This is a genomic window from Nostoc sp. DedQUE08, assembly GCF_034530895.1.
Taxonomy (GTDB): Bacteria; Cyanobacteriota; Cyanobacteriia; order Cyanobacteriales; family Nostocaceae; genus Nostoc.
The window spans coordinates 55,417-77,574 of record NZ_JAVRCD010000040.1; the positions used below are offsets into that span (position 1 = coordinate 55,417).

The following is a 22,158-nucleotide window of genomic DNA, read 5'->3' on the forward strand; positions in this document are numbered from 1 at the left end:
TTTACCTATACCAAATTTTCACCTTGAGATAAACCTACGTCATCAGGGTATACACTCAAATACGGATAAAAGTGTTTGAGGATTCTCATTACACCCTTCTCTATTGGAAGTAACGCAAAACAGCCCCAGATAAGCTGAGGCTGTTTTGCGAGAGTTGTTTGATAGAAGGGGTACATCAATAAGTGATGCCCATGTTAAATATAGATAATTCAGTATGCATCCTTATTCAGCTATGTTTTGCCATATCAGGATGATTGGGAAAATTTTTATGGCTTTTTTCAAAAAAAACTCCAGATGCACTTAAGGCATTCTGGAGCAGTAACAGGTTTCTAACATCAATCAATTTTTACATCTGCGATCGCCCGATGTCGTTAGGGTATATACTCAAATGTGTTTTATGTCTACTCATCCGCAAATAGACCAGCAAATTACCTTCCTTTCTACCTATAATCTCAATGTATCTACAGAATTCTACGAACAAAAGCTAGGTTTGGAGTTATGGCTTGACCAAGGAACCTGCCGAATTTATACTGTTAGTGGTTCTGGATACTTAGGATTGTGTCAAGCAAGCGAAACGTTAGCTCCTCCAACCGAAAAGCAATCAAGTGTTATTTTTACCCTAGTAACACAGCAGGTGGATGAATGGTTTGAATATCTCAAAGAACGTGGCGTTGAATTTGAAAAGCCACCGACACTAAATGAAAAGTACAACATTTACCATTGCTTTTTCCGCGATCCTGATGGTTATTTGATTGAAATTCAACGTTTCGAGACTAACGACAACAAAAAAGACATAACCCAATAAGTTATGTCTAGATGTTTAATATACAGGGCAGGATTTTTACAGGCTAGAACTTTTTGATTTACTAAGGTACATAATACCGACTAATGTTGTATAAACATTAACGATAGGAGTATACCTTTTCTTCCATAGATTTATCGGGATGAAATGTGGAGTTTATGCAGCCACAGAAAAATTTTTACATTTATTTACAATTGCTGCTTATGTATCGCTTTTGACTTTTATATAATGTCTATCTAATTGACGATCAAAAAACTCTCTGTGTAAATCCTGATTTTAACCAGAGTTAATATTGGATCGCAAAAGCTAGAATACATTGTCGCCAGTATATTTTCTTAGCAAAAATATTTTTGGAAGTATTTCTTTATTAAATATGCTACTTTTATAATTATTTTTAAGCTAATAAATATTGAGTGTATCGGTTCAATAAATATTTTATTAGGGTGACTACATGATAGCCGAAAAAATCAAATGGTTACGCACAGTACTACAACCTAAAGGTTCAGTCACGAAAGCAATTTTCAAACATATTCTATGGTGTGGAGCTTTCGGATTTTTAATTTCTTTGCTTTACCATTTTGACAAGCCTGTATCCCAACCTATTTTAGGAAGTGTTATTCCTAGTATTGTTTTAGGTTTGTTACTTGTATTTCGGACAAATACTGCTTATGAGCGATTTTGGGAAGGGAGAAAATGCTGGGGATCTATAGTAAATAACGTCCGAAATCTAGCGCGGCAAATTTGGGTATCAGTTGATGAAATTTCACCAGAAGATAAAGACAAGAAAATTACAGCATTAAACTTATTGGCGGCTTTTGCGGTAACAACTAAATTACATTTGCGAGGAGAGGCTGTAAATAGCGAGTTAGAAGACTTAATGCCATCTACTAAGTATATAAAACTGAAGATTATGAATAATCCCCCTATAGAGGTTGCCTTTTGGATAGGAGATTATTTACAAGAACAGTATAATCGTAACTGCCTTAATAGCTACCAGCTAACATCAATGCAAGAATTATTGAATAATCTTGTGGATAATTTAGGTGCTTGCGAACGTATTTTAAAAACACCTATGCCGCTTGCTTATGCCCTTCATTTGAAGCAATTGCTAATATTATATTGTTTTCTGCTACCTTTTCAAATAGTTGAGAAGCTCGGTTGGTGGACAGGTTTAATTTCTGCTTTGGTTGGGTTCACTGTGTTTGGTATCGAAGCCATTGGCTTAGAGATAGAAAATCCCTTTGGTTATGACGCTAATGATTTACCATTAGATGCAATTTGTGAAACAATGAAGCGTAATATAGACGATTTAATTACTTTGACTCCTAATGCGCGATCGCATCAACAAGATAGTATAACTAATTGAAAAAAGTTGAAGATATTGATTAATAAAAAAGAATATATAGCAGTTTGTAACAAGTAAGTGAGGTGAAAAATGCAAGACTCACGCTTTCACAACCGCCGAATCGCAATTTCTAAACCTTCACATACACGAGTCAGAAAATCTAAATCCAAAGTAGCGATCGCATCACTAACTTTGTGATAATGTGGATTTCGCAAGAATGCCGTATCTGTCACCATCATTGCCGGATAACCCAAATCCCAAAAAGGTGCATGATCGCTAAGTCTGGTTTGGGGAACTATTAAACCTCGATTTGGCACGGGTAGCCATTGACTAGATACGCCAGCTTTGCGAATATTACGGCTCATGCCAATTAAGTCAGGCAATGTCCGCAAGTTGCCAATTAGAGCAATAAAATCACCTGTATCTGGGTAGAAGCGTTCCAGAGGAGGGGGGTAACTTTGGGAACCAGGTGTAGAATCTTTATAGCCCAGCATTTCTAGGGAGATCATTAAGCGTAGCTGTTGCTTTTCTTGATGCAACAGGGCTGCATAGTCAGCACTACCCAGTAAGCCGTATTCTTCCATATCGAAAGCAACCAGTCTTAAGGGGTATCTCACAGGTTCGGCAGCAAATTTTCTCGCTAATTCCAGCAACACCGCGACACCTGTAGCATTATCATCAGCCGCAACTGTTCCTGGAACGCCATCATAATGAGCGCCAATTAAAATTGGTAGTAAATCCTTTTTTTGCCCTTTAGCTTGGGATGGTAAATTTAATATCAAGTTATTACAAGTTTTACCTCTGACTTCAAAGGTGTGGATTTCCACACTCCCCCATTGAGAAAATTGCTGGCGGATATATTCTTGGACAAAAAAATGCCCAGCCGTTGCCATGTAAGGATCGCGTTCTCGCGCTATCTGACTCAGGGAAGTCTGTAATCGCTCTGTTAAATTCAAATCTTTTAAGTAGTAGCAATAATATGAGAATTTTTAGGCACTCAAAAAAGCAGAGCAAGCGTTGTTAAGTTTAACTTACCAATTTGCAGATAACTTAAACAGAAGTAGGGGGATATCAAGAATTGAGGCTGCTTGGGCACACCAACCATCTCAATGCTATCCTAGTCTTGCAACTATCTCCTCTAGCTGCACTTCTTAGCTTACTGCCTTAATGATCGGTATTATACATTGAGGTGTTTTTATCTTGTAGCACAAAGCTAGAGGTAGTTCCGCCCAATCATAATAAATATATAAGACACTTTAGGAGAAGAGTAACGCATGGGCAAGGTAGTCGGCATCGACTTGGGTACAACCAACTCAGTAGTCGCCGTTATGGAGGGTGGCAAGCCGGTGGTGATTGCCAATGCAGAAGGAATGCGAACAACCCCCTCCGTAGTTGGCTTCAGCAAAGAAGGTGAAAGGGTGGTTGGGCAAATGGCACGGCGACAAACCGTCCTCAATCCTCAAAATACCTTTTTCGCAGTTAAACGTTTCATTGGGCGGAAGTATGGCGAACTTAATGCAGATTCCAAGCGTGTACCCTACACCATCCGCAAAGACGAAGTAGGTAATATTAAAATTGCCTGTCCTCGTCTGAATAAAGATTTCGCCCCAGAAGAAATTTCGGCAATGGTGCTGAAGAAATTGGCAGACGATGCTAGTCGCTATTTGGGTGAACCAGTCACAGGGGCAGTGATTACAGTACCCGCCTATTTTAATGATTCTCAACGGCAGGCAACCCGCGATGCTGGCAGAATTGCTGGTTTAGAAGTGTTGCGGATTCTCAATGAACCGACTGCGGCATCTTTAGCTTATGGATTAGATCGGGGTGACACGGAAACTATTTTAGTCTTTGACTTGGGTGGTGGCACCTTTGACGTGTCGATTTTAGAAGTAGGCGATGGGATTTTTGAAGTCAAAGCTACCAGTGGAGATACGCAACTTGGTGGGAACGACTTTGACAAAATAATCGTAGATTGGTTAGCAGAGCAATTTCTGGAAACAGAAGAGGTAGACTTAAGACGCGATCGCCAAGCTTTACAACGTCTGATGGAAGCGGCGGAAAAAGCCAAAATTGAGCTTTCTGCTGTCAGTGTCACCGAGATTAATTTACCCTTCATCACTGCCACGGCAGATGGCCCTAAACATCTCGAAACTCGTTTAACTCGTTCCCAGTTTGAAGGTTTGTGTGGTGATTTGGTGGGAAGATTGCGAACACCAGTAAAACGCGCTCTCAAAGATGCCGGACTTTCACCTAGAGACATTGAAGAAGTTGTGTTAGTTGGCGGTTCTACACGAATGCCAATGGTAAAGCAGCTTGTACGGGACTTGATTGGTACAGAACCGAACGAAAACGTTAACCCTGATGAAGTCGTGGGAGTGGGTGCAGCAATTCAAGCAGGTATTCTTGCAGGCGAACTCAAAGATGTGCTGCTTTTGGATGTCACACCCCTCTCTTTGGGATTGGAAACCATCGGCGGCGTGATGAAAAAACTTATCCCACGCAACACCACTATCCCAGTACGTCGTTCTGATATTTTTTCCACGTCTGAAAATAACCAAAATACTGTGGAAATTCACGTAGTCCAGGGCGAACGGGACATGGCAGCAAGCAACAAGTCTTTAGGACGGTTCAAGCTCTATGGCATCCCACCAGCACCACGAGGAATTCCTCAAGTTCAGGTGTCATTTGATATTGATGCTAATGGTATTTTACAGGTAACAGCCTTAGATAGAACCACAGGGCGAGAGCAGAGTATCACCATTCAAGGCGCTTCCACCTTGAACGAGTCAGAAGTGAATCGGATGATTCAAGACGCTCAAAAATATGCTGATGTCGATCGCGAACGTAAAGAAAGAATAGAAAAGCGGACTCGTTCTGAGGCATTGATTTTCCAAGCAGAACGACAACTGAGAGAAGTAGCGCTGGAATTTGGTATGCAGTTTGCCCGCAACCGCCGCCAAAGAATTGATAATATTTGCCGACAACTGAAAGAGAGTCTTCAGGAAAATAGCGATCGCGGTATCGATCAAGCCTACGCCGACTTACAAGATGCTCTCTACGAGCTAAATCGGGAAGTCCGCCAGACTTATGCTGAAGATGAAGACGATGACTTGTTTGGGACTATCCGTGACATCTTTACCGGCGGTGATAAAGAACGAGAACGCGAATTTCCCAGAGATACATATCGAGAACGCGACTCATACAGTAAAGATTATGGCAGAGACTATGACAGAGATTATAGCCGCGATAATCGTTCTTCCGCTTATGAAAGCCGTCCTCCACGCAAATCCCGCCCCAGCTACCAAGATAACTGGGATGATGAAGAAGACAATGATTGGTTATAAAAAAAGTTAGGAGTAGAGACGCGATTAATCGCGTCTGTACAGGAGTTAAAAATTAAATCTTTCAACTCCTAACTCCTAACTCCTAACTCCTAACTCCTAACTCCTCACTTTTAATTCATCTAAAATCTAAAATTTAAATAACTGAACTATGCAAAATTTGCCGAACTTTCGCGATTACTATGAAATTTTAGGAGTATCTAAAGATGCCTCCGGTGAAGAAATTAAAAAGGTTTATCGGCGGTTAGCAAGGCAATATCACCCCGATCTGAATCCGGGTAACAAAGAATCTGAGGAAAAATTTAAGGATATTGGCGAGGCTTATGAAGTTCTTTCCGATCCAGCCAAGCGATCGCAGTACGATCAGTTTAGCCGCTACTGGAAGCAAAAAGGCTTTGCAGGCAACAAACAAACACCCAAGGCTAAAACTTGGCAGAGTGGCGCTAGCGATCGCAACGGCAATCAAGACGTAGATCCCAGCCAATTCTCCGACTTTGAAAGCTTTATTAATCAAGTTATTGGTGTCAAAAATAAGAGTGCAGCAAATAACTCCAGTAATGGCAATAATAGCGATCCATTCCGTTCCCCCAGAACAAAAGTTGCCTACACAGTTAATCCCCCACCTCGCACCACCCGCCGAGATATAGAAGCCAGATTAACGCTTCCACTAGAAAAAGCTTATCAAGGTGGTAATGAACGCATTCGTTTGGAAGATGGGCGATCGCTAGAAGTTAATATGCCTCCAGGTATGGTAACAGGTCAAACCATCCGTTTGCGGAACCAAGGCGTTGGTGGTGGCGATCTATACTTAAAAATTACCGTTGAACCTCATCCATTATTTAAGCTAGAAGGTTTAAATATTGTCTGCCAAGTACCCGTTACTCCCAGCGAGGCAGTTTTAGGAGGACAGGTAGAAGCACCTACTCTTGATGGCCCTGTGAAAATGACTACCCCTCCTGGAGTTAGGTCTGGTCAAAAATTTCGACTAGGTAATAAAGGTTATCCTAATGATGACGGAAAACGTGGCGATCAATTAGTAGAAATTCAAATAGTTACACCGAAAAATATTAGTCAAGAAGAACGGGAGCTTTACGAAAAGTTACGGCAAATTGAAACCTTTAAACCCCGTGCTGATTTAATCCGTTAGCGATAAGATATCAATCTTAATAAAGCTATTAACCAGAACAATGACTAATTTGTAATTAGTCTTCGTCATCTTGAAAAATAGTTATTTGGAGCAAGATATTTCCAGATATCCTCAATATCTTGTGCTGCTTGAGTAGAAATACGAAATCGACTCATAGAGAATCGCTGTTAGCCCAATTTTGCTGTCCTCGTGCTTTAATTTTTGCAAAAAAAGCTGAAAGTGACGAAGACAAAAAGGATACAAGTCCCTAAATTCGTCTTCTGAAATTCACAAAGGATTTAAAATATAAAAAATATCTTTGAGCAAAGTGACTCAAACAGATGTGAATCAAAACGGGGCAATGCCACAAAGCAGCGAACCAACTTATTACTCTCTGCTAGGACTGCATCCCTGGGCATCGGTAATTGACATTCGTCGTGCTTATCGGCAACTGAGCAAACGCTATCATCCTGATACTACAGACTTGCCGACTGCGATCGCCACTCCCAAATTTCAGCAAATCAACGAAGCTTACGCGACCCTGAGCCATCCAGAACGCCGATTAAGCTACGATTTGAAAATTGGCTATTCCCGCTTTGGAGTGATTCAACCACCCCCTGATTTGAATCATCCCGTCTCGCATTCTCATGACTGGTCAAAATCAGCTTACCTCGATGCGAGCGATCGCCCCTTATCATCTGGCGAAATATTTGCTTTATTTATGCTGGTGTTAACATTTGTAGGTTGTCTGTTATTAGCAGTTGCCATTGGCTTAACTCGTGGCGAGGCTGCGATCCATTCCCATTTGCTGCAACCAAATACATCTGTACAACAGCAAATTAGCTATATATCGCAACTAATTGCCCATCCGATAATTAAAAATTAAACAATTCCCTAATCCAAAATCAAAAATTCCTATGGCTCTTCTTCCCTCTGATACTCCTTTATATAATCATCCCCTACCACAAATTGAGCAGTGGCTAAAAGACCAAGGCTGTCAACAAGATGAAACACAAAGGCATTGCTGGCGTGTACAGCGACCTAATTGGCAAGCTGAATTATGGCTCGATGTCGAGCAGATTGTAGTGCGATATCTTCAATCTGGGGAAAATGGACAAGATATCCAACGCTCATTCAAGTATTCTCTTAGTCGGGATGATGTAGAACAAGCTGTGTTTTCTGGCCCATAAGGAAGGGCTTATGTACTATTGGTAGAGCTTCCAATCAGCCTGTTGCAGGACAGCAACCCTGTAATGGCAATTATGTATCAGATTTTGTTACCAATGCTTTAGGAGTAAGTTGGCTACAAATTTCCAGTAGTCTATTAACAGCACGCGCTGCTGAAAACTTTTGTGCAACGTATTGGCTGGACTGAAAACCCCGATTAATTGCTTCATCTGGATTATCTAGGCAATATCGCATACATTTGGCTAATTCTTCTGCATCTTCATTTTCAAAAAATAGGCTGTGCGGCCCTCCTACTTCTGACAATCCTCCCATTTTTGAGACAATCGAGCAGGTTTGAACGCTAGAGGCTTCTTGCACTACGTAAGGTGCCGGATCTTGCCAACGAGATGGAGCAATTAAAGCCAAAGCATCTTGAACTTTTAGAAGCACTTCTTTTTGAGGAACTTTACCTAAAAAATTAACTTTGTTGGCAATCCCTAAATCAGACGTTAGCTGTTTTAATTGCTGAGATTGTTCGCCATCGCCAATAATAGTAATTTTAAATTCTTTATTTTCATCTTGTAAAATCTGCACTGCTTTTAATAAAATATCTACACCTTTGTCTGTAGCTAATCTACCGACAAAAATAAAATTATATGGTTGAGATAAATTTTCTAAAGTTTTAAGCTGGGTTTCCGACTTGATTTCAATCGGATTATATAAAGTATCAACTGACCAAGGAAAAGCAGAAGATTCTCCTAAAAAGTTACTACAAGCTGTATGATAATCGGCTAAGAAAGCAGTAGAAAGTCGGGTGCTTAGGCGTGCCCATTTGATAAAAGTGTGTAATTTCCACTTTAATGGATAATTAGCTTTTGGCAATGTGTGTTTAAATTCAGCTTTTAAACGTTGTGTCAAGTTCATCTGCTCATAACTAGTATGAGTAGATTGATAAAGAGAATAATGGTATTTAATAATTATCTTTTTTTGCAAAGTTTTACATAACAAAGTAAACAATAAATCGTTAGAATTCATGTGTACTATATCTGCCCAAGCAATATAACTAAACCATTTAGTGATATTATCTTGTCTGGTCGAAATAGTTTTAACTTCAATTAATCTGGCTTCCAACTCAGGAATAATAGAATAAATATAAGTTAAAACTCCACTAATTTCATTGTCATAATGGCGGTGTTGAATTAACATTTTCATATATTAGCTATGGGAAATTTTGTATTTATAGGAATTGTGGTTGAGCATAACTAGAAAACAAGTATTTCAGTTTGCTCAGAATCAACTTGGTTTCTAAGGTAGGTAAGCACAAATAAATCTAACTATCTAACGAGAGAGAAAAAGGTTGAAACCCTTGCGATTGCATCTCTACAAGACGCTACGCAAACACTTCGCGCAGTCCTAACGAGAGACGCTTTGCGATCGCAACAGCCATAGTTATAAATTTCCTCACCCATCTACTTATATACAGAAAGTTGGGAACAGGATTTTTCCCGATAGTTATAGTTATATAATTCCCGCAGATGCTGTTAAAGTACCATTCTCTTCGCTACAGGCTAAAAGTTTATTCGATATAGGTCTTTACATACCCAATGACCAATGACAAATGACAAATGACAAATGATAAATGACCAATGACTAATAATTAATTTCTTTCCACCCATGCATGGATGCTACGCCTTTTGTAACCCATTCGATCAAAATTGGGGGAGCTTCTGATATCAAAATGCTAGGATAAACTGCTGCACCCCAATCGGGATGAACTAACACACGGCATTGATTTTTAATCACTGGATAGTTGAGCAAAGCTTTGACAACTGCTGTGTCGTCGTGAGGAATTGCTCCGGGATGGGAAAGTAAAGGATAGCCTGTACGAGGGTCAATCAGGTCAGTTAAATAGCCGCGATCGCGCAGATTAAATGCTAAATCGCAGCCAAATCTCATAAACTTTTCTCGTAAGCGTTCTTTCTCTGACTCTACTTCTGCTGTCTTTTCGACTAATTGATAACGCGACTGTTGTAATACAATCACTACTCGTAAAAATGGCTGCCGTTTCCAATCTGGTAATATCCGTTCGCAGTTGGCACAGATATATTGGCTGGGAGCATGAATTGAAATTTGAACCGCTTGTCCTGTTTCGCCAACTAAATTAATGGGACAGACTTGCTCCGAAGTGTAAACTTTGGGATAGTTCACTAAATTGATTCGGCTTATACAAATTTTTTAATTTAATCTACGGTATAGATGATACCTCTTAAAAGTTAAGAAAAATCATCACTTTTCTATAATATGTTACTTTTTTTGGAAGCAGTTAATAATAATTTGAGAAATTTAATCTGAATTTTATTCTTTATTAACCTGTTCTCATGGAATTTGCTGCGATCGCTGTAGGTATTAGCAGAGATGCAGCGTGTGTTAGACAAGCGATGCCTATGGTGGTCACTGAGCTTGCCGAAGTGCGGGCTACGCCTACGTAGATGAAATATGTTCGCTCGAAATCCCAAAAAAGCAAAGCAGGTTGAAGTAAGCAGAAAATAACAAAAGTAATTATGTCTGCCAGAAAATACTTCAGCTATGCAGCCTAATTTCTATAACACTCAATTAATTGAGTTTTAAAGAATTCACCGGCACTTCATCCCAAGAATCGACTGTCCGCAATCGTGCCACCCAACCTGCTGCCTTTTGCCTCTCAGTCAAATTATTCTGAAATGAATCATGGCAATCTTTGGCTTGAGATTCATTACGAGTGGCAATACAGGCATGAATCATCCCAGACGGATCGATTTGCTCATTTACCCAAATAGTCATGGAATATTTCCTCAATAACTGTAGCGAACAAAGCTATTCGTCATTTTAGAATACTATTAGAGTCAAAACTTTTAGAGCAAAATTCAGTAACAAATAGTGAATTAATCCCAATTACTGATTGCTAATTTACAATTACCCAGTTTTGCTTCATTTATTTGGCGGATATGATTTATCTCCTCTTTCGTAGCGACGACGGTAGAGTAATTCTAACTGTCCGCCATATTCTTGAATCCAAGCAATCTGGCGCTGGTAGAGTCCTCGGAAGGTATTGGCAAATAATAGTGTAAAGATTGCCACTACCAACCCTGATGCTGTAGATACTAAAGCTTCACTAATTCCAGCTGTCACACCTGTTGTTTTACTACCTCCCACATCTCCGATATTCAGAGAAGCAAAAGAGTTAATTAATCCCAATACAGTGCCGAGAAGTCCTAACAAAGGCGCAAGACCAATAATTGTCTCAAAAATATTTTGGGAGCGCTTGAGTAAAGGGATTTCGGCTTGTGCTTCACTTTCTAATGCCAAACGAAATTCGTCTGGTGTCGGCTCTTCTAATTCTAAAGCTGCTAAAAAAATTCGAGCCAGGGGTAAATCAGTATTTTTGTGCAATTTATCTAAAGCACTAACGACATTATCAAGGCGATAAAGGTGTAGCACCTCTCGCACCACCTTGTTTTGCCGATTATTTATCTTTACCCAAAAAATGATACGTTCGATAATCAGCGCTACCCCTAACAAAGAGAATGCCAGCAGAGGCCACATGACCACGCCACCTGCTGCAAACAGATTACTAATTTCCATTTATTATTTTTTAACTCTTCAACAACGCTACATTAGCAGATCGTTGAGATGGAGTATTTTAACGCTGCGTTGTAGTCACAGCAGCTTTTGGGCTATTCTCAGTTTGGCCGATCGCGATCGCGGATTCTGACTAATTTCCTCTTCTTGTGCAATAATTGGCTTTTTTGTCAAGACTTTTAACAAAGGTGAATTTCTCAAACCATGCTTTACCGGACGGTCTTCTAAACTGTGGAAACTGATAATCGCAATTCTACCGCCAGGGACAAGGGCATTTGGGGCTTTATCTAAAAAGGTTTCTAGGGATTTTAACTCATCGTTGACGACAATTCGCAGAGCTTGAAAAACACGGGTAGCAGGGTGAATTCTCCCATAACGGTATTTGGGGGGAACTGAAGAAGCGATCGCCTCAGCTAATTCTGTAGTCGTGTGCAACGGTCGGCGTTCGACAATGCGTCTCGCAATGCGCCGCGATAATCTTTCCTCACCGTACTTAAAGAAAATATCAGCTAATTCCGCTTCATCCCAATTATTAATTACATTGGCAGCAGTTAGCGATCGCCCCCGATCCATTCGCATATCCAAATTTGCAGCTTGGCGGAAGCTGAAACCCCTTTCTGCTCGATCTAAATGGTAAGAACTTACCCCCAAATCAGCTAAAATACCATCGAAAGTGTTGGGGGGAAATTCGTAGTCAGCAAAATTGCGATGAATAAATTGTATGCGATCGCCAAACTCTGCTAATTCTTTCCTCGCTGCTGCTAAAGCATCCTCATCTTGGTCAATTGCCGTTACCCGCACATTTGGCGCAGCTTCTAAGATTAGGCGACTGTGACCACCACCGCCTACAGTCACATCTAAATAATGTTCACCTGGACGCACCGCCAAACCCTCAATTACCTCCCGTCCCAAAACGGAAATATGAGAAAAAGCCAGTTCTTCTAAATCTAGCGGTGTTTGTAAATCTGATTTCATCTTTAATTTTATTTTTGATAAATAAATGGGATTGACTAATTTCTTAATCTTGCTGTTAGAAATTTAATTATCTGATTTGTAAGAATTCGATTTTTTAACGAACCACAGAGGCGCAGAGAACACAGAGAAAATAAAGTAGGGATATTCAGGATTTAGGGCTGTTATAATGTAACAGGGCTGATAGTGTGAAAAGCACCCCCTTCTGCCCTGACACTACGCAAAATCTTACTTAATCCTCCCAAAGTCTTGAGTCAGGAATACTATTTAAATCCGAGTTTAAAAGTGGCTCACTAAAGACAACAGGTTTCCCTTGAGCCTTGATGAAGTCTTCCTCATCCTTTAACAGTTGCTTCTTCAATTCATTACAAAATTCAATTTCATTTTTGATTTCAATATACTTTATTAAATTTTTTCCGATTATCTCCTTCCTCGCTACATTATCATCAGCATCTACTAAATCTTCAGTGGTTCCTTCCAAAATACTTTCCTGTAAACGCTCATTAAGAGCATTTATTCTTTCATTTAGCCAAGTTATTGTTGAGTGTACTTCTTCATGTATACTTTTATGGTTTTTATCGTGCATCTAACAACCCCTAAATAATTTAAGCTTTTTTAAACTATAAATTTTACTGATAATACTTTAATCACATCCTCAGTACTGCAAGTGATTCTGTGTATAAATATAAATAGCCATCGGCTGTATATGTACCATTCTGCTTAGACACGAACTTATACAAGGTTGAACAGGATTTAACAACATCAGGATTTTAAATGCAAAAAGAGATTACATGAAAAAAAACCTGTGCCTCAATCCCTTGCATATCAAGCTTCCCTATAATAATTGAAGAGGTGCAACGAAATGAAACATCAATTACAACACCTTCGCTGCTATCCTCTCTCCAACATAACCCTGTAGAGTCAAATTTATATAGATTGCCCCTACAAACCTCATTTTGGCAGACTAGATAAATCGGCTGTGGTTGGCATCTAGGCGGTTGAATTCAATATTTTCACGAACGGAGAACACAAAATCTATGACCAGACTAGAAACCCGCACTGAACCAATGGTGCTAAACATGGGGCCACACCACCCCTCAATGCACGGGGTTCTGCGGCTAATCATGACTCTGGATGGCGAGGATGTTGTTGACTGTGAACCAGTCATCGGCTATTTGCACCGAGGAATGGAAAAAATTGCCGAGAACCGCACTAATGTAATGTACGTCCCCTACGTTAGTCGGTGGGACTACGCGGCGGGAATGTTCAACGAAGCCGTCACTGTTAACGCCCCAGAAAAACTTGCAGGTGTCGCTGTTCCCAAACGCGCTAGCTACATCCGCGTCATTATGCTGGAGTTGAACCGTATCGCTAACCATTTGCTGTGGTTTGGCCCCTTCCTCGCTGACGTAGGCGCTCAAACTCCCTTCTTTTATCAATTCCGCGAACGGGAGATGATTTATGATTTGTGGGAAGCTGCCACAGGTTATCGAATGGTAAATAACAACTACTTCCGTGTTGGTGGAGTGGCGGCTGATTTACCTTACGGTTGGGTAGATAAATGTCTGGAATTTTGCGACTACTTATTACCTAAAGTTGATGAGTACGAACGTTTAGTAACCGATAACCCCATCTTCCGGCGACGTGTTGAGGGTATCGGGACTATCACGCGAGAAGAAGCAATTAACTGGGGACTTTCTGGGCCAATGTTACGCGCTTCTGGCGTGCAATGGGATTTACGAAAAGTTGACCATTACGAATGCTACGACGATTTCGACTGGGATGTGCAGTGGGAAACCGCCGGTGATTGCTTTGCCCGTTATGTAGTGCGGATGCGGGAAATGCGCGAATCTGTGAAGATTATTCGCCAAGCAATTAAAGGACTTCCTGGCGGCCCTTACGAAAATCTGGAAGCCAAGCGTTTAGCCGCAGGTAAAAAATCCGAGTGGGACGCATTTGATTACCAATTCATCGGTAAAAAAGTTTCCCCCACTTTCAAGATGCCCAAGGGTGAAATCTACGCCCGTGTAGAAAGTGGTAAAGGTGAATTGGGAATTTATTTGGTTGGCGATGATAATGTCTTCCCTGCACGATGGAAGATTCGCGCCGCAGATTTTAACAATCTCCAGATTGTGCCACATTTACTACGCGGGATGAAGGTTGCAGATATTGTGGTGATTCTCGGTAGTGTTGACGTAATTATGGGGTCTGTAGATAGGTAGAGTAAATATCTATCTCAGTAATTTTTAGAGCAGTTGTATTACAGTGCAACTGCTCTATTTTTTTGATTCTTCAGGATTTGACTATCGCAATTCCTAGTTACGTGAGGTAGAGAAATAATGTTTTTAAACGCAGAGGAGCGCAGAGTCAAACGCAAAGGTACGCAGAGGCTTACCTAATTTTATTAGTGATTTACTCAGTACCTCAGCAGGTCGGGAAACGCTATATACCAAACTAATAAATAAAATACCAATTTCATCAGAGCATCTGACTCTAAAATTTTCAAAGCTTTTAAATCCAATACTCAGAACGTTTAATCAGTTTAAGAATGAAATCATCAGGGTGCATTAAAGTAAAAAATATTGACCCTTTACTAACGACCTTTTTCTATGACACCTTCGACAAACCAGGTTTATCCCGTTATTTGGCACAACGACTCAGTGTCACTAATTGACCAAACTCGCTTACCCAATGAATATACATTTGTAGAAATTCACCGCAGTGAAGATATGGCGCGGGCGATTAAAACTATGATTGTGCGAGGTGCGCCTGCAATTGGTGTAGCTGCGGCTTATGGAATGTATCTTGGTGCAAGGGAAATTAAAACAAGCGATCGCACCGAATTTTTGCAACACTTAGATAAAGTAGCCCAGTTGTTGCGTTCTACTCGTCCGACGGCGGTAAATTTATTTTGGGCAATTAGCCGGATGCTGAAAGCCGCCTACGAAACGCTGGGAACTGTAGAAGAAATCAAGCAAACCCTTTTCCAAACAGCCCAAGCAATCAACGCTGAAGATTTACAAACCTGTCAGGCGATCGGCGACAATGGTTTGGCAGTCTTGCCCAATACTCCAGAAAAGCTAAGGTTGCTTACTCACTGCAATGCTGGGGCATTAGCTACAGCCGGATATGGCACAGCTTTGGGTGTTGTACGTTCTGCTTGGAGGGAAGGACGTTTAGAACGTTTATTTGCCGACGAAACCCGTCCTCGTTTGCAAGGCGCAAAACTCACCACTTGGGAATGCGTGCAAGAAGGTATTCCAGTTACATTAATTACTGATAATATGGCAGCCCATTGCATGAAACAAGGTTTGATTCATGCTGTAGTTGTGGGTGCCGATCGCATTGCTGCTAATGGTGACACTGCTAATAAAATTGGTACATACAGTGTAGCGATCGCAGCTAAAGCACATAATATCCCCTTCTTTGTAGCTGCACCCCTTTCCACCGTTGATTTTGAATTAGCTGATGGCAGCCAAATTCCCATTGAAGAACGCGAACCAACAGAAATCTATCAAGTTGGCGATACCATTCTCACACCTGCGGGTGTAGATTTTTACAACCCAGCTTTTGATGTGACTCCAGCTGAGTTGATTACAGCCATCATTACAGAGAATGGAGCGATCGCACCTGATAAATTAGCAAAATCACAGGTAAAGCAAGTACCGATTGGGTTAAATCCGAATTAATGGAGAACTTACGCCGAGTTCTCGATAACTCTAAATCCGAATAAGGGAAACTTTATAAGGGATTGCCCCAAAAAAATCTCCGACTTTTTAGAAAAGCCGGGGACTTTGTTTTTGACTACTTTAAAATCTGACGGATCAAAATTTATCAGCAATTTTTTCAATAATTTTATCTAAACTTCATATTTGGACTAAATTCAATAAGTAAAATCCGCAATTACTTTCTCAAAATAAGCTTTGACTTACTCAAACCCCAGTTTGCTTACTCATTTTGGTGTTTTCCGCAAGTAAAAGAAGCTTTTGCTTTCTCAAAACAAGCTTTTACTTACTCATTTTGGTGTTTTCCGCAAGTAAAAGAAGCTTTTGCTTACTCATTTTGGTGTTTTCCGCAAGCAAAAGAAGCTTTGACTTTCTCAAAAGAAGCTTTTGCTTAGTCATTTTGGTGTTTTCCGCAAGCAAACGAAGCTTTGACTTTCTCAAAATGCCATTTGACTTACTCAAACCCCAGTTTGCTTTTTGATTTTGGTGTTTTTTGCAAATAAAATGCCATTTCGCTTTTTTAAAATGGTTGATTTATTAGAGGATGTCTGAGGAGTATTAAATATTTGTCGATCTCCCCTAACCACTCTTAAAAAAGCTAGGGTTGTATGCACAAGTTAAATTACCCCCCTTAATCCCCCCTTGCAAAGGGGGGAAACAAGAGATCCAGTTCTCTCCGTTTTAGAAGGCGGGAAACAAGAGATCCAGTTCCCTCCCCTTGTAAAGGGGAGGGTTAGGGTGGGGTAATTCGACTTAGCCCTAATAGAATTAACCAAAATGTTGAATAATTGCCTCGGCAAATTCAGAACATTTTAAGGGTTCAACTGGCGGTTCCAGCAACCGGGCTAAATCGTAAGTCACTTGACTACTTGCGATCGCATCGCTTAAACCTTTCTTAATTAGGTCTGCGGCTTCTTGCCAACCCAAAAATTCCAGCATCATCACACCAGACAAAATCACTGAACCAGGATTAATCCGATCTAAGCCGGCGTGTTTGGGTGCAGTACCGTGGGTAGCTTCAAATATGGCACTAGAATCACCAATATTTGCCCCTGGCCCCATTCCCAATCCCCCAACAATCGCAGCAGCCGCATCAGACAAATAATCGCCGTTCAAGTTCATCGTCGCCAAAATCGAATACTCATCTGGTCTGGTTTGGATTTGTTGAAAAATACTATCAGCAATCCGGTCATTCACCAAAACTTTCTCTTTCCATTTGCCATCGCCGTGGGTTGCCCAAATTGAGTTAAGAACAGTTTCAACTTCCTTGACAATTTGCGCTTTCTTCTCTTCAGTGAGACTATCAAACCCAGGATCGATCTCGCGGGCGTTTTCTTCCAAGGAAATATTCGGATTTTTCTCCTTGTTACTCAAAATCCAAGATTCTCGTTCGGTGACAGTTTCTTGGCGAAATTCGCTGGTTGCTAGTTCATAACCCCAATCGCGGAAAGCGCCTTCGGTGTACTTCATAATGTTGCCCTTATGCACCAGAGTCACTTGTTGCTTGTGTTTGGGCAATAGCAAAGCGTGTTTGATGGCACGTCTGACTAGACGCTGAGAACCAGTTTTGCTGATCGGTTTGATGCCAATTCCAGAATCAAGAGGAATGCGTTTTTTCCCATGTTCTGGGGTAGCGGGGATTAGTTCTTCATTGAGAATTTTAATTAAGCGATCGCCGATTTCGCTACCTTGTCGCCACTCAATGCCTAAATAAATATCTTCCGTATTCTCCCGATAAACAATTACATCCAGCTTTTCAGGGTTTTTGTGGGGTGAGGGTGTACCTGCATAGTAACGACAAGGACGCACGCAAGCATATAAGTCAAAAATTTGCCGCAGCGCTACATTTAAAGAACGAATTCCCCCCCCAACAGGAGTAGTCAAAGGCCCTTTAATAGCTACACCATATTCTTCAATTGCCGTCAAAGTGTCTTGAGGCAAATACTGATAAGTCCCGTATAAATCGCAAGCTTCGTCGCCAGCGTAAACTTTGAACCAGCTAATTTGACGTTGACCCTTATATGCTTTGGCTACCGCCGCATCTAACACTTTTTGGGTAGCAGGCCAGATGTCTATACCTGTGCCGTCGCCACGAATAAAGGGGATAATTGGATTGTCCGGTACAATTGGTTCACCATTTTTAAAGGTAATTTTTGCTCCGGTTGCGGGGGGGGTAATCTTTTCGTACATCGTTCACACACTCCTAATCGATACGCTGCTATTCAAAAAACCTTATGTGGCAGGCTTGTATATTTTGCTATGTCTTTTGTTCGCCAAGCCATAAGGCACAGATTTTCCCCCTATTCCCCTTGTACATTATTTGGGGATTAAGTGTGGGATTCAGTGAAGCGATCGCAATTTTGTACGATCAAAAATAGTAAACTACTTTTCGCTATCAGTACTTCACTTTAAAGAATGCCCGATAGCTTACCGCTCTTTCACTGACCGTTAACACAAGAATGGCATGACAGACCCAATGATTTTATCAGGCCCTGCAAATGACATCGACTCCCTCCGACAACCGTTAATCGCTGGGTCTGAAAAAGTCCAACAGCAGATAATCCCACAATTAGCTGAGTTGGGTAATGAGGGATTAGACGTGTTGATGGAATTTTTACTGAAACGGCGTGAGAACCCAGCGACTTGGATTGATGGCAAAGCTTACCAAGTCCTTTACAGTTCTGATGCACCTCAAGCCAAAGAATTTTTGCGCTCCTGTTTTCCTGAAGGAATTGTACCTCTAAAATCAGAGTGCGGGATTAACTACAATTCTTTGCAACAGCTATTAGCTACTCAAGACTTCCAAGCAGCCGATCGCGTTACCATCGAAAAAATGTGCGAACTATCAGGGCCAACGGCTGTACAACGAAAATGGTTGTACTTTACTGAGGTAGAAAATATCTCGGCTGTTGACTTGCAAACCATTAACAACCTCTGGTTAGTCCACTCGGAAGGTAAATTTGGTTTTTCAGTGCAGCGAGAAATTTGGTTAAGTTTGGGTAAAAATTGGGAGAATTTCTGGCCAAAAATTGGCTGGAAAGCAGGTAATAACTGGACGCGATACCCTAACGAGTTTACCTGGGATTTGAGTGCGCCTAAAGGTCACTTACCCCTCTCTAATCAACTCCGAGGAGTACGAGTATTTGCTTCTTTACTCTCTCACCCAGCTTGGATGCAGTTATGAGTTAAAAATTATTAGTTATGAGTTAAAGAGGTTTTTAATTTAAAACTCAAAACTCTAAACTCAAAACTTAAAATTCCTAACTCCTAACTCCTAACTCCTAACTATTAACTTTCATCAGATAATGGCAAACGTTCGTCTAGAAGATATTAAACGTAGATTCAATAACGTCACCGCGATCGAGGACATTACCTTTGAAATTCCTGATGGCGAGTTTTGGGTTTTAGTTGGACCATCGGGTTGTGGTAAGTCTACAATTTTACGAACGATCGCCGGTTTAGAAACCGCTACATCTGGCAAACTCTATATTGGCGATCGCTTGGTGAATAATATCCCAGCCAGACAACGGGATGTAGCAATGGTGTTCCAAAACTACGCTCTCTATCCTCACATGAGTGTGGCCCAAAACATCGCCTTTGGCTTGCAAATGCGGAAAGTTGACCGAAAAATTATTCAAGAACGCGTGATCAATGTGGCGCGATCGCTTTCTCTGGATCATTTGCTGGATCGTAAGCCCAAACAACTTTCTGGGGGACAGCAACAACGGGTAGCATTAGGGAGAGCGATCGCTCGTGAACCCCAAGTCTTTTTACTTGATGAACCTTTATCTAATTTAGATGCCCAATTGCGCGATGATACCAGGGCAGAATTGAAACAACTACATCAAGAATTAGGGATTACAACTATTTACGTCACCCACGATCAAGTTGAAGCGATGACTTTGGCCGATAAAATTGTCGTGCTAAATCGCGGACGAATTCAACAAATTGGCGATCCCCAAACGATTTATGCAAATCCTGCTAATCAGATGGTGGCAAATTTTTTAGGCAGTCCGCCAATGAATATTTTGCCTGCGATCTATGAAAATAATGGTTTCGATGTGAGCGGACAGTTATTAGCAATCCCAGCAGTTGTGAAAGGAAAATTACAGTCGCGTCAAGGACACAGTTTTGATTTGGGAATTCGTCCAGAGCATATAAAAATAAACACTGATACTGACTCAGAACACAGTACTCAAAACTCAGGATTATTATCGGTTGAAGTTAAAGTTGTGGAACCTTTGGGAAGAGAAACTTTGATTCGTGCTGGTTTACCCGGTTCGGCGGTGATGCTGAATATTCAAGTAGGCTCTGATGTGCGTCTTCGTCCAGGCGATCGCCTTTCTCTACAACTTGATTTAAATCACTTGTTTGTATTTGATCCCAAAACTGGGGACAGAATACTATAAGCGCTTCGGAGTGTAAAATATAATTGTTTTGTGCGCGATCGCTGTGACGGAGTGTAGGGGCAATCGCTGTAATTCGTGGCGAGGGATAGGTTAGCGATCGCATCCAGAATCATCATCACACCGCCGTTAATCCAATTTTTGACCATAACTCTGACTTTGCCCCTGCGTCGTGCGATCGCGGTCATTTGTTAACCCGATAGCGAAAATTTGCTGTATCTCTTGCTGAGTAAGAACCTTGGCTGGCCCATGCCGATTTACTTTCACCTTTGACCGCTACACCCCGTTAACTGTTAATTTTCAGGTTACAGCAGTGTGAAGTGTTTATATCCATAATCAGGATGAAATAATGATTCAATCACTACAAAAACTATTTACATTTGATGAATATTTAGAGTTTTTAGAAACACAACCGGAAAACATTCGTTATGAATTACACGATGGAGATATTATTCAAATGCCGCCACCATCAGGCAAACACGAGCAAATAGTAGCATTTTTAACAATGATGTTAGGGTATGAGTGTTTTCGTCTTAAACTTAATTACGGTATACCTAAAACCGCAACAGTGAAGCCAGAAAATAAAATGTCAGGGTACTATCCTGATGTTTTATTAATGAATTTTTCTAACTTGGGTAATGAACCATTATGGGAGAAACAATCTATCCTTAGTAAACCAGCTTCAATTCCATTAGTGATTGAAGTGGTCAGTACTAACTGGAGAGATGATTATCATAAAAAGTTTGCTGACTATGAAGAAATGGGTATTCAAGAATATTGGATTGTGGATTATGCGGCTTTGGGTAGCAAGGAATTGATAGGCGACCCCAAACAACCAACAATCACAATTTACTCTTTAAGTGATGAGGGTGAATATCGTGGTAAACAGTTTAGAGGAGACGACCGTATAAAATCTCCAACATTTCCAGATTTAAATCTAACTGTTGAACAAATTTTTTCAGCACGTTATTGATAAACAGGTATTTCCCGACATTTAACCAAAAATACAAAACACCAAACAACTAAGAATTAATAAAATGACAACTAAAAACGTTGATAAATACGCCGATGTTGCTCCTAAATCTAAGGAGGAAATTAAACCTATTGCTAAAGAAAATAGTCAAATATATATAATTGTCACCCTGCTCACGAAAGGAGCAACGCTCAATGAATTTGATAATGAGAAAAGGAATATCGGAACCGGACGGGAAGGATCGCGAGCATTCTTCGGTAAATACATAAAACGTGTATGGGGATACGGGACTAAGCGTACTGTTGACCCGTCCGATCCTACTAACATAGATAAGTATATGTTTCATTTACACTTACCCCCAGGACTTGATCAGCCTATATTTGATTTTAAGCGAGGAAAAAAATAAGAAGAAAGTATAATGTGGGTGAAATGCCTGACGACCTCGATTAACTACCCAATACCCCACAATTCCCTTAACACCCCGTAGCGTCTCTTGTGACGATAGAGTTTGTTTTTTGGTGGTTGGGTGCGAACCTATGATTAGTTGCAAAAAGATAGTTTAAGTAAAAATACATAACGTTTTGAATGTTAGTACTTAATATTACAAGTCTTGTAAATAGTTTCTTAAACTGCCATAAATAATCACAATTAACAATTTTTTGTAGCCAGAATCTAAGAAAATA

21 protein-coding genes are annotated in these 22,158 nt (G+C 40.7%); 12 read left to right on the forward strand and 9 right to left on the reverse strand.

The features are described from left to right. Positions 1-397 precede the first annotated feature (397 nt). Both RMY64_RS23980 and RMY64_RS23985 read left to right on the forward strand, forming a co-directional pair. Entirely contained in the window at positions 398-805 is a 408-nt protein-coding gene (locus RMY64_RS23980; protein WP_322701310.1) for a VOC family protein, read from the forward strand. 448 nt (positions 806-1,253) lie between these two features. Further along, the gene (locus RMY64_RS23985) at positions 1,254-2,168 is read left to right on the forward strand and encodes a bestrophin family protein (RefSeq protein WP_322701311.1); all 915 of its coding nucleotides are present in this window, start codon (positions 1,254-1,256) and stop codon (positions 2,166-2,168) included. An 86-nt stretch (positions 2,169-2,254) separates the two neighbouring features. Here the strand turns inward: RMY64_RS23985 and RMY64_RS23990 are convergent, their stop codons facing one another. Further along, positions 2,255-3,103, reverse strand: coding sequence for a M28 family peptidase (locus tag RMY64_RS23990; RefSeq protein ID WP_322701312.1), 849 nt, complete (start codon positions 3,101-3,103; stop codon positions 2,255-2,257). Between the two features lie 318 nt (positions 3,104-3,421). Between RMY64_RS23990 and dnaK the strand changes: the two genes are divergently transcribed. The 4 genes from dnaK (at position 3,422) to RMY64_RS24010 (ending at position 7,804) form a co-directional block, all read left to right on the forward strand. Then, entirely contained in the window at positions 3,422-5,491 is a 2,070-nt protein-coding gene (gene dnaK, locus RMY64_RS23995) for a molecular chaperone DnaK (RefSeq protein WP_322673292.1), read from the forward strand. Positions 5,492-5,639: 148 nt separating this feature from the next. Beyond that, positions 5,640-6,635, forward strand: coding sequence for a J domain-containing protein (locus RMY64_RS24000; protein ID WP_322673293.1), 996 nt, complete (start codon positions 5,640-5,642; stop codon positions 6,633-6,635). A gap of 340 nt (positions 6,636-6,975) precedes the next feature. After that, positions 6,976-7,500 (forward strand): J domain-containing protein, encoded by a 525-nt coding sequence (locus tag RMY64_RS24005; RefSeq protein WP_322673320.1) that lies wholly within the window; start codon positions 6,976-6,978, stop codon positions 7,498-7,500. Positions 7,501-7,531: 31 nt separating this feature from the next. Further along, the gene (locus RMY64_RS24010; protein WP_322668492.1) at positions 7,532-7,804 is read left to right on the forward strand and encodes a DUF3143 domain-containing protein; all 273 of its coding nucleotides are present in this window, start codon (positions 7,532-7,534) and stop codon (positions 7,802-7,804) included. Positions 7,805-7,874: 70 nt separating this feature from the next. Here RMY64_RS24010 and RMY64_RS24015 read toward each other — a convergent pair whose 3' ends face one another. The 6 genes from RMY64_RS24015 to RMY64_RS24040 form a co-directional block, all read right to left on the reverse strand. Further along, positions 7,875-8,993, reverse strand: coding sequence for a glycosyltransferase (locus tag RMY64_RS24015; RefSeq protein ID WP_322701313.1), 1,119 nt, complete (start codon positions 8,991-8,993; stop codon positions 7,875-7,877). 438 nt (positions 8,994-9,431) lie between these two features. Next, positions 9,432-9,989 carry a methylmalonic aciduria and homocystinuria type D protein gene (locus RMY64_RS24020; protein ID WP_322701314.1) on the reverse strand — a complete coding sequence of 186 codons (558 nt, stop codon included), beginning with the start codon at positions 9,987-9,989 and terminating at the stop codon, positions 9,432-9,434. Between the two features lie 405 nt (positions 9,990-10,394). Next, complete coding sequence (locus RMY64_RS24025; RefSeq protein ID WP_194046500.1) at positions 10,395-10,601, reverse strand: glycogen debranching protein; 207 nt, start codon at positions 10,599-10,601, stop codon at positions 10,395-10,397. A gap of 147 nt (positions 10,602-10,748) precedes the next feature. After that, positions 10,749-11,402: a MotA/TolQ/ExbB proton channel family protein gene (locus RMY64_RS24030; RefSeq protein ID WP_322701315.1), complete on the reverse strand. Its 654-nt coding sequence runs from the start codon at positions 11,400-11,402 to the stop codon at positions 10,749-10,751. 75 nt (positions 11,403-11,477) lie between these two features. Continuing rightward, complete coding sequence (gene rsmH / locus RMY64_RS24035; RefSeq protein ID WP_322701316.1) at positions 11,478-12,374, reverse strand: 16S rRNA (cytosine(1402)-N(4))-methyltransferase RsmH; 897 nt, start codon at positions 12,372-12,374, stop codon at positions 11,478-11,480. A gap of 229 nt (positions 12,375-12,603) precedes the next feature. Next, positions 12,604-12,957, reverse strand: coding sequence for a hypothetical protein (locus RMY64_RS24040; RefSeq protein WP_322701317.1), 354 nt, complete (start codon positions 12,955-12,957; stop codon positions 12,604-12,606). A 451-nt stretch (positions 12,958-13,408) separates the two neighbouring features. Here RMY64_RS24040 and RMY64_RS24045 point away from each other — a divergent pair, with 451 nt between their 5' ends. Together RMY64_RS24045 and mtnA are read left to right on the forward strand one after the other, a co-directional pair. After that, entirely contained in the window at positions 13,409-14,593 is a 1,185-nt protein-coding gene (locus tag RMY64_RS24045) for an NAD(P)H-quinone oxidoreductase subunit H (RefSeq protein WP_194041009.1), read from the forward strand. Between the two features lie 387 nt (positions 14,594-14,980). Continuing rightward, positions 14,981-16,060, forward strand: a complete 1,080-nt coding sequence (gene mtnA, locus RMY64_RS24050; RefSeq protein ID WP_322701318.1) for an S-methyl-5-thioribose-1-phosphate isomerase — start codon at positions 14,981-14,983, stop codon at positions 16,058-16,060. An 804-nt stretch (positions 16,061-16,864) separates the two neighbouring features. Here the strand turns inward: mtnA and RMY64_RS24055 are convergent. After that, positions 16,865-18,286 carry an NADP-dependent isocitrate dehydrogenase gene (locus RMY64_RS24055; protein WP_322685390.1) on the reverse strand — a complete coding sequence of 474 codons (1,422 nt, stop codon included), beginning with the start codon at positions 18,284-18,286 and terminating at the stop codon, positions 16,865-16,867. 274 nt (positions 18,287-18,560) lie between these two features. Here RMY64_RS24055 and RMY64_RS24060 point away from each other — a divergent pair, with 274 nt between their 5' ends. Further along, the gene (locus RMY64_RS24060; RefSeq protein ID WP_322701319.1) at positions 18,561-19,280 is read left to right on the forward strand and encodes a GUN4 domain-containing protein; all 720 of its coding nucleotides are present in this window, start codon (positions 18,561-18,563) and stop codon (positions 19,278-19,280) included. 121 nt (positions 19,281-19,401) lie between these two features. Next, on the forward strand, positions 19,402-20,505 hold the full coding sequence (locus tag RMY64_RS24065) for an ABC transporter ATP-binding protein (RefSeq protein WP_322701320.1): 1,104 nt from the start codon (positions 19,402-19,404) through the stop codon (positions 20,503-20,505). Here RMY64_RS24065 and RMY64_RS24070 read toward each other — a convergent pair. Continuing rightward, positions 20,460-20,690: a hypothetical protein gene (locus tag RMY64_RS24070; protein ID WP_322701321.1), complete on the reverse strand. Its 231-nt coding sequence runs from the start codon at positions 20,688-20,690 to the stop codon at positions 20,460-20,462. The genes RMY64_RS24065 and RMY64_RS24070 overlap by 46 nt on opposite strands. Positions 20,691-20,851: 161 nt before the next feature. Between RMY64_RS24070 and RMY64_RS24075 the strand changes: the two genes are divergently transcribed. Continuing rightward, complete coding sequence (locus RMY64_RS24075; protein WP_322701322.1) at positions 20,852-21,475, forward strand: Uma2 family endonuclease; 624 nt, start codon at positions 20,852-20,854, stop codon at positions 21,473-21,475. Positions 21,476-21,539: 64 nt separating this feature from the next. After that, on the forward strand, positions 21,540-21,881 hold the full coding sequence (locus RMY64_RS24080) for a hypothetical protein (protein WP_322701323.1): 342 nt from the start codon (positions 21,540-21,542) through the stop codon (positions 21,879-21,881). Positions 21,882-22,158: the final 277 nt, after the last annotated feature.

Excerpts from the sequence above, each read along its gene's own strand:
- RMY64_RS23980 (WP_322701310.1), top strand. The coding sequence starts at position 398 with ATGTCTACTCATCCGCAAATAGACCAGCAAATTACCTTCCTTTCTACC.
- RMY64_RS23985 (WP_322701311.1), top strand. The coding sequence starts at position 1,254 with ATGATAGCCGAAAAAATCAAATGGTTACGCACAGTACTACAACCTAAA.
- dnaK (WP_322673292.1), top strand. The coding sequence starts at position 3,422 with ATGGGCAAGGTAGTCGGCATCGACTTGGGTACAACCAACTCAGTAGTC.
- RMY64_RS24000 (WP_322673293.1), top strand. The coding sequence starts at position 5,640 with ATGCAAAATTTGCCGAACTTTCGCGATTACTATGAAATTTTAGGAGTA.
- RMY64_RS24005 (WP_322673320.1), top strand. The coding sequence starts at position 6,976 with ATGCCACAAAGCAGCGAACCAACTTATTACTCTCTGCTAGGACTGCAT.
- RMY64_RS24010 (WP_322668492.1), top strand. The coding sequence starts at position 7,532 with ATGGCTCTTCTTCCCTCTGATACTCCTTTATATAATCATCCCCTACCA.
- RMY64_RS24015 (WP_322701313.1), bottom strand. The coding sequence starts at position 8,993 with ATGAAAATGTTAATTCAACACCGCCATTATGACAATGAAATTAGTGGA.
- RMY64_RS24025 (WP_194046500.1), bottom strand. The coding sequence starts at position 10,601 with ATGACTATTTGGGTAAATGAGCAAATCGATCCGTCTGGGATGATTCAT.
- RMY64_RS24030 (WP_322701315.1), bottom strand. The coding sequence starts at position 11,402 with ATGGAAATTAGTAATCTGTTTGCAGCAGGTGGCGTGGTCATGTGGCCT.
- rsmH (WP_322701316.1), bottom strand. The coding sequence starts at position 12,374 with ATGAAATCAGATTTACAAACACCGCTAGATTTAGAAGAACTGGCTTTT.
- RMY64_RS24040 (WP_322701317.1), bottom strand. The coding sequence starts at position 12,957 with ATGCACGATAAAAACCATAAAAGTATACATGAAGAAGTACACTCAACA.
- RMY64_RS24045 (WP_194041009.1), top strand. The coding sequence starts at position 13,409 with ATGACCAGACTAGAAACCCGCACTGAACCAATGGTGCTAAACATGGGG.
- mtnA (WP_322701318.1), top strand. The coding sequence starts at position 14,981 with ATGACACCTTCGACAAACCAGGTTTATCCCGTTATTTGGCACAACGAC.
- RMY64_RS24055 (WP_322685390.1), bottom strand. The coding sequence starts at position 18,286 with ATGTACGAAAAGATTACCCCCCCCGCAACCGGAGCAAAAATTACCTTT.
- RMY64_RS24060 (WP_322701319.1), top strand. The coding sequence starts at position 18,561 with ATGACAGACCCAATGATTTTATCAGGCCCTGCAAATGACATCGACTCC.
- RMY64_RS24065 (WP_322701320.1), top strand. The coding sequence starts at position 19,402 with ATGGCAAACGTTCGTCTAGAAGATATTAAACGTAGATTCAATAACGTC.
- RMY64_RS24070 (WP_322701321.1), bottom strand. The coding sequence starts at position 20,690 with ATGACCGCGATCGCACGACGCAGGGGCAAAGTCAGAGTTATGGTCAAA.
- RMY64_RS24075 (WP_322701322.1), top strand. The coding sequence starts at position 20,852 with ATGATTCAATCACTACAAAAACTATTTACATTTGATGAATATTTAGAG.
- RMY64_RS24080 (WP_322701323.1), top strand. The coding sequence starts at position 21,540 with ATGACAACTAAAAACGTTGATAAATACGCCGATGTTGCTCCTAAATCT.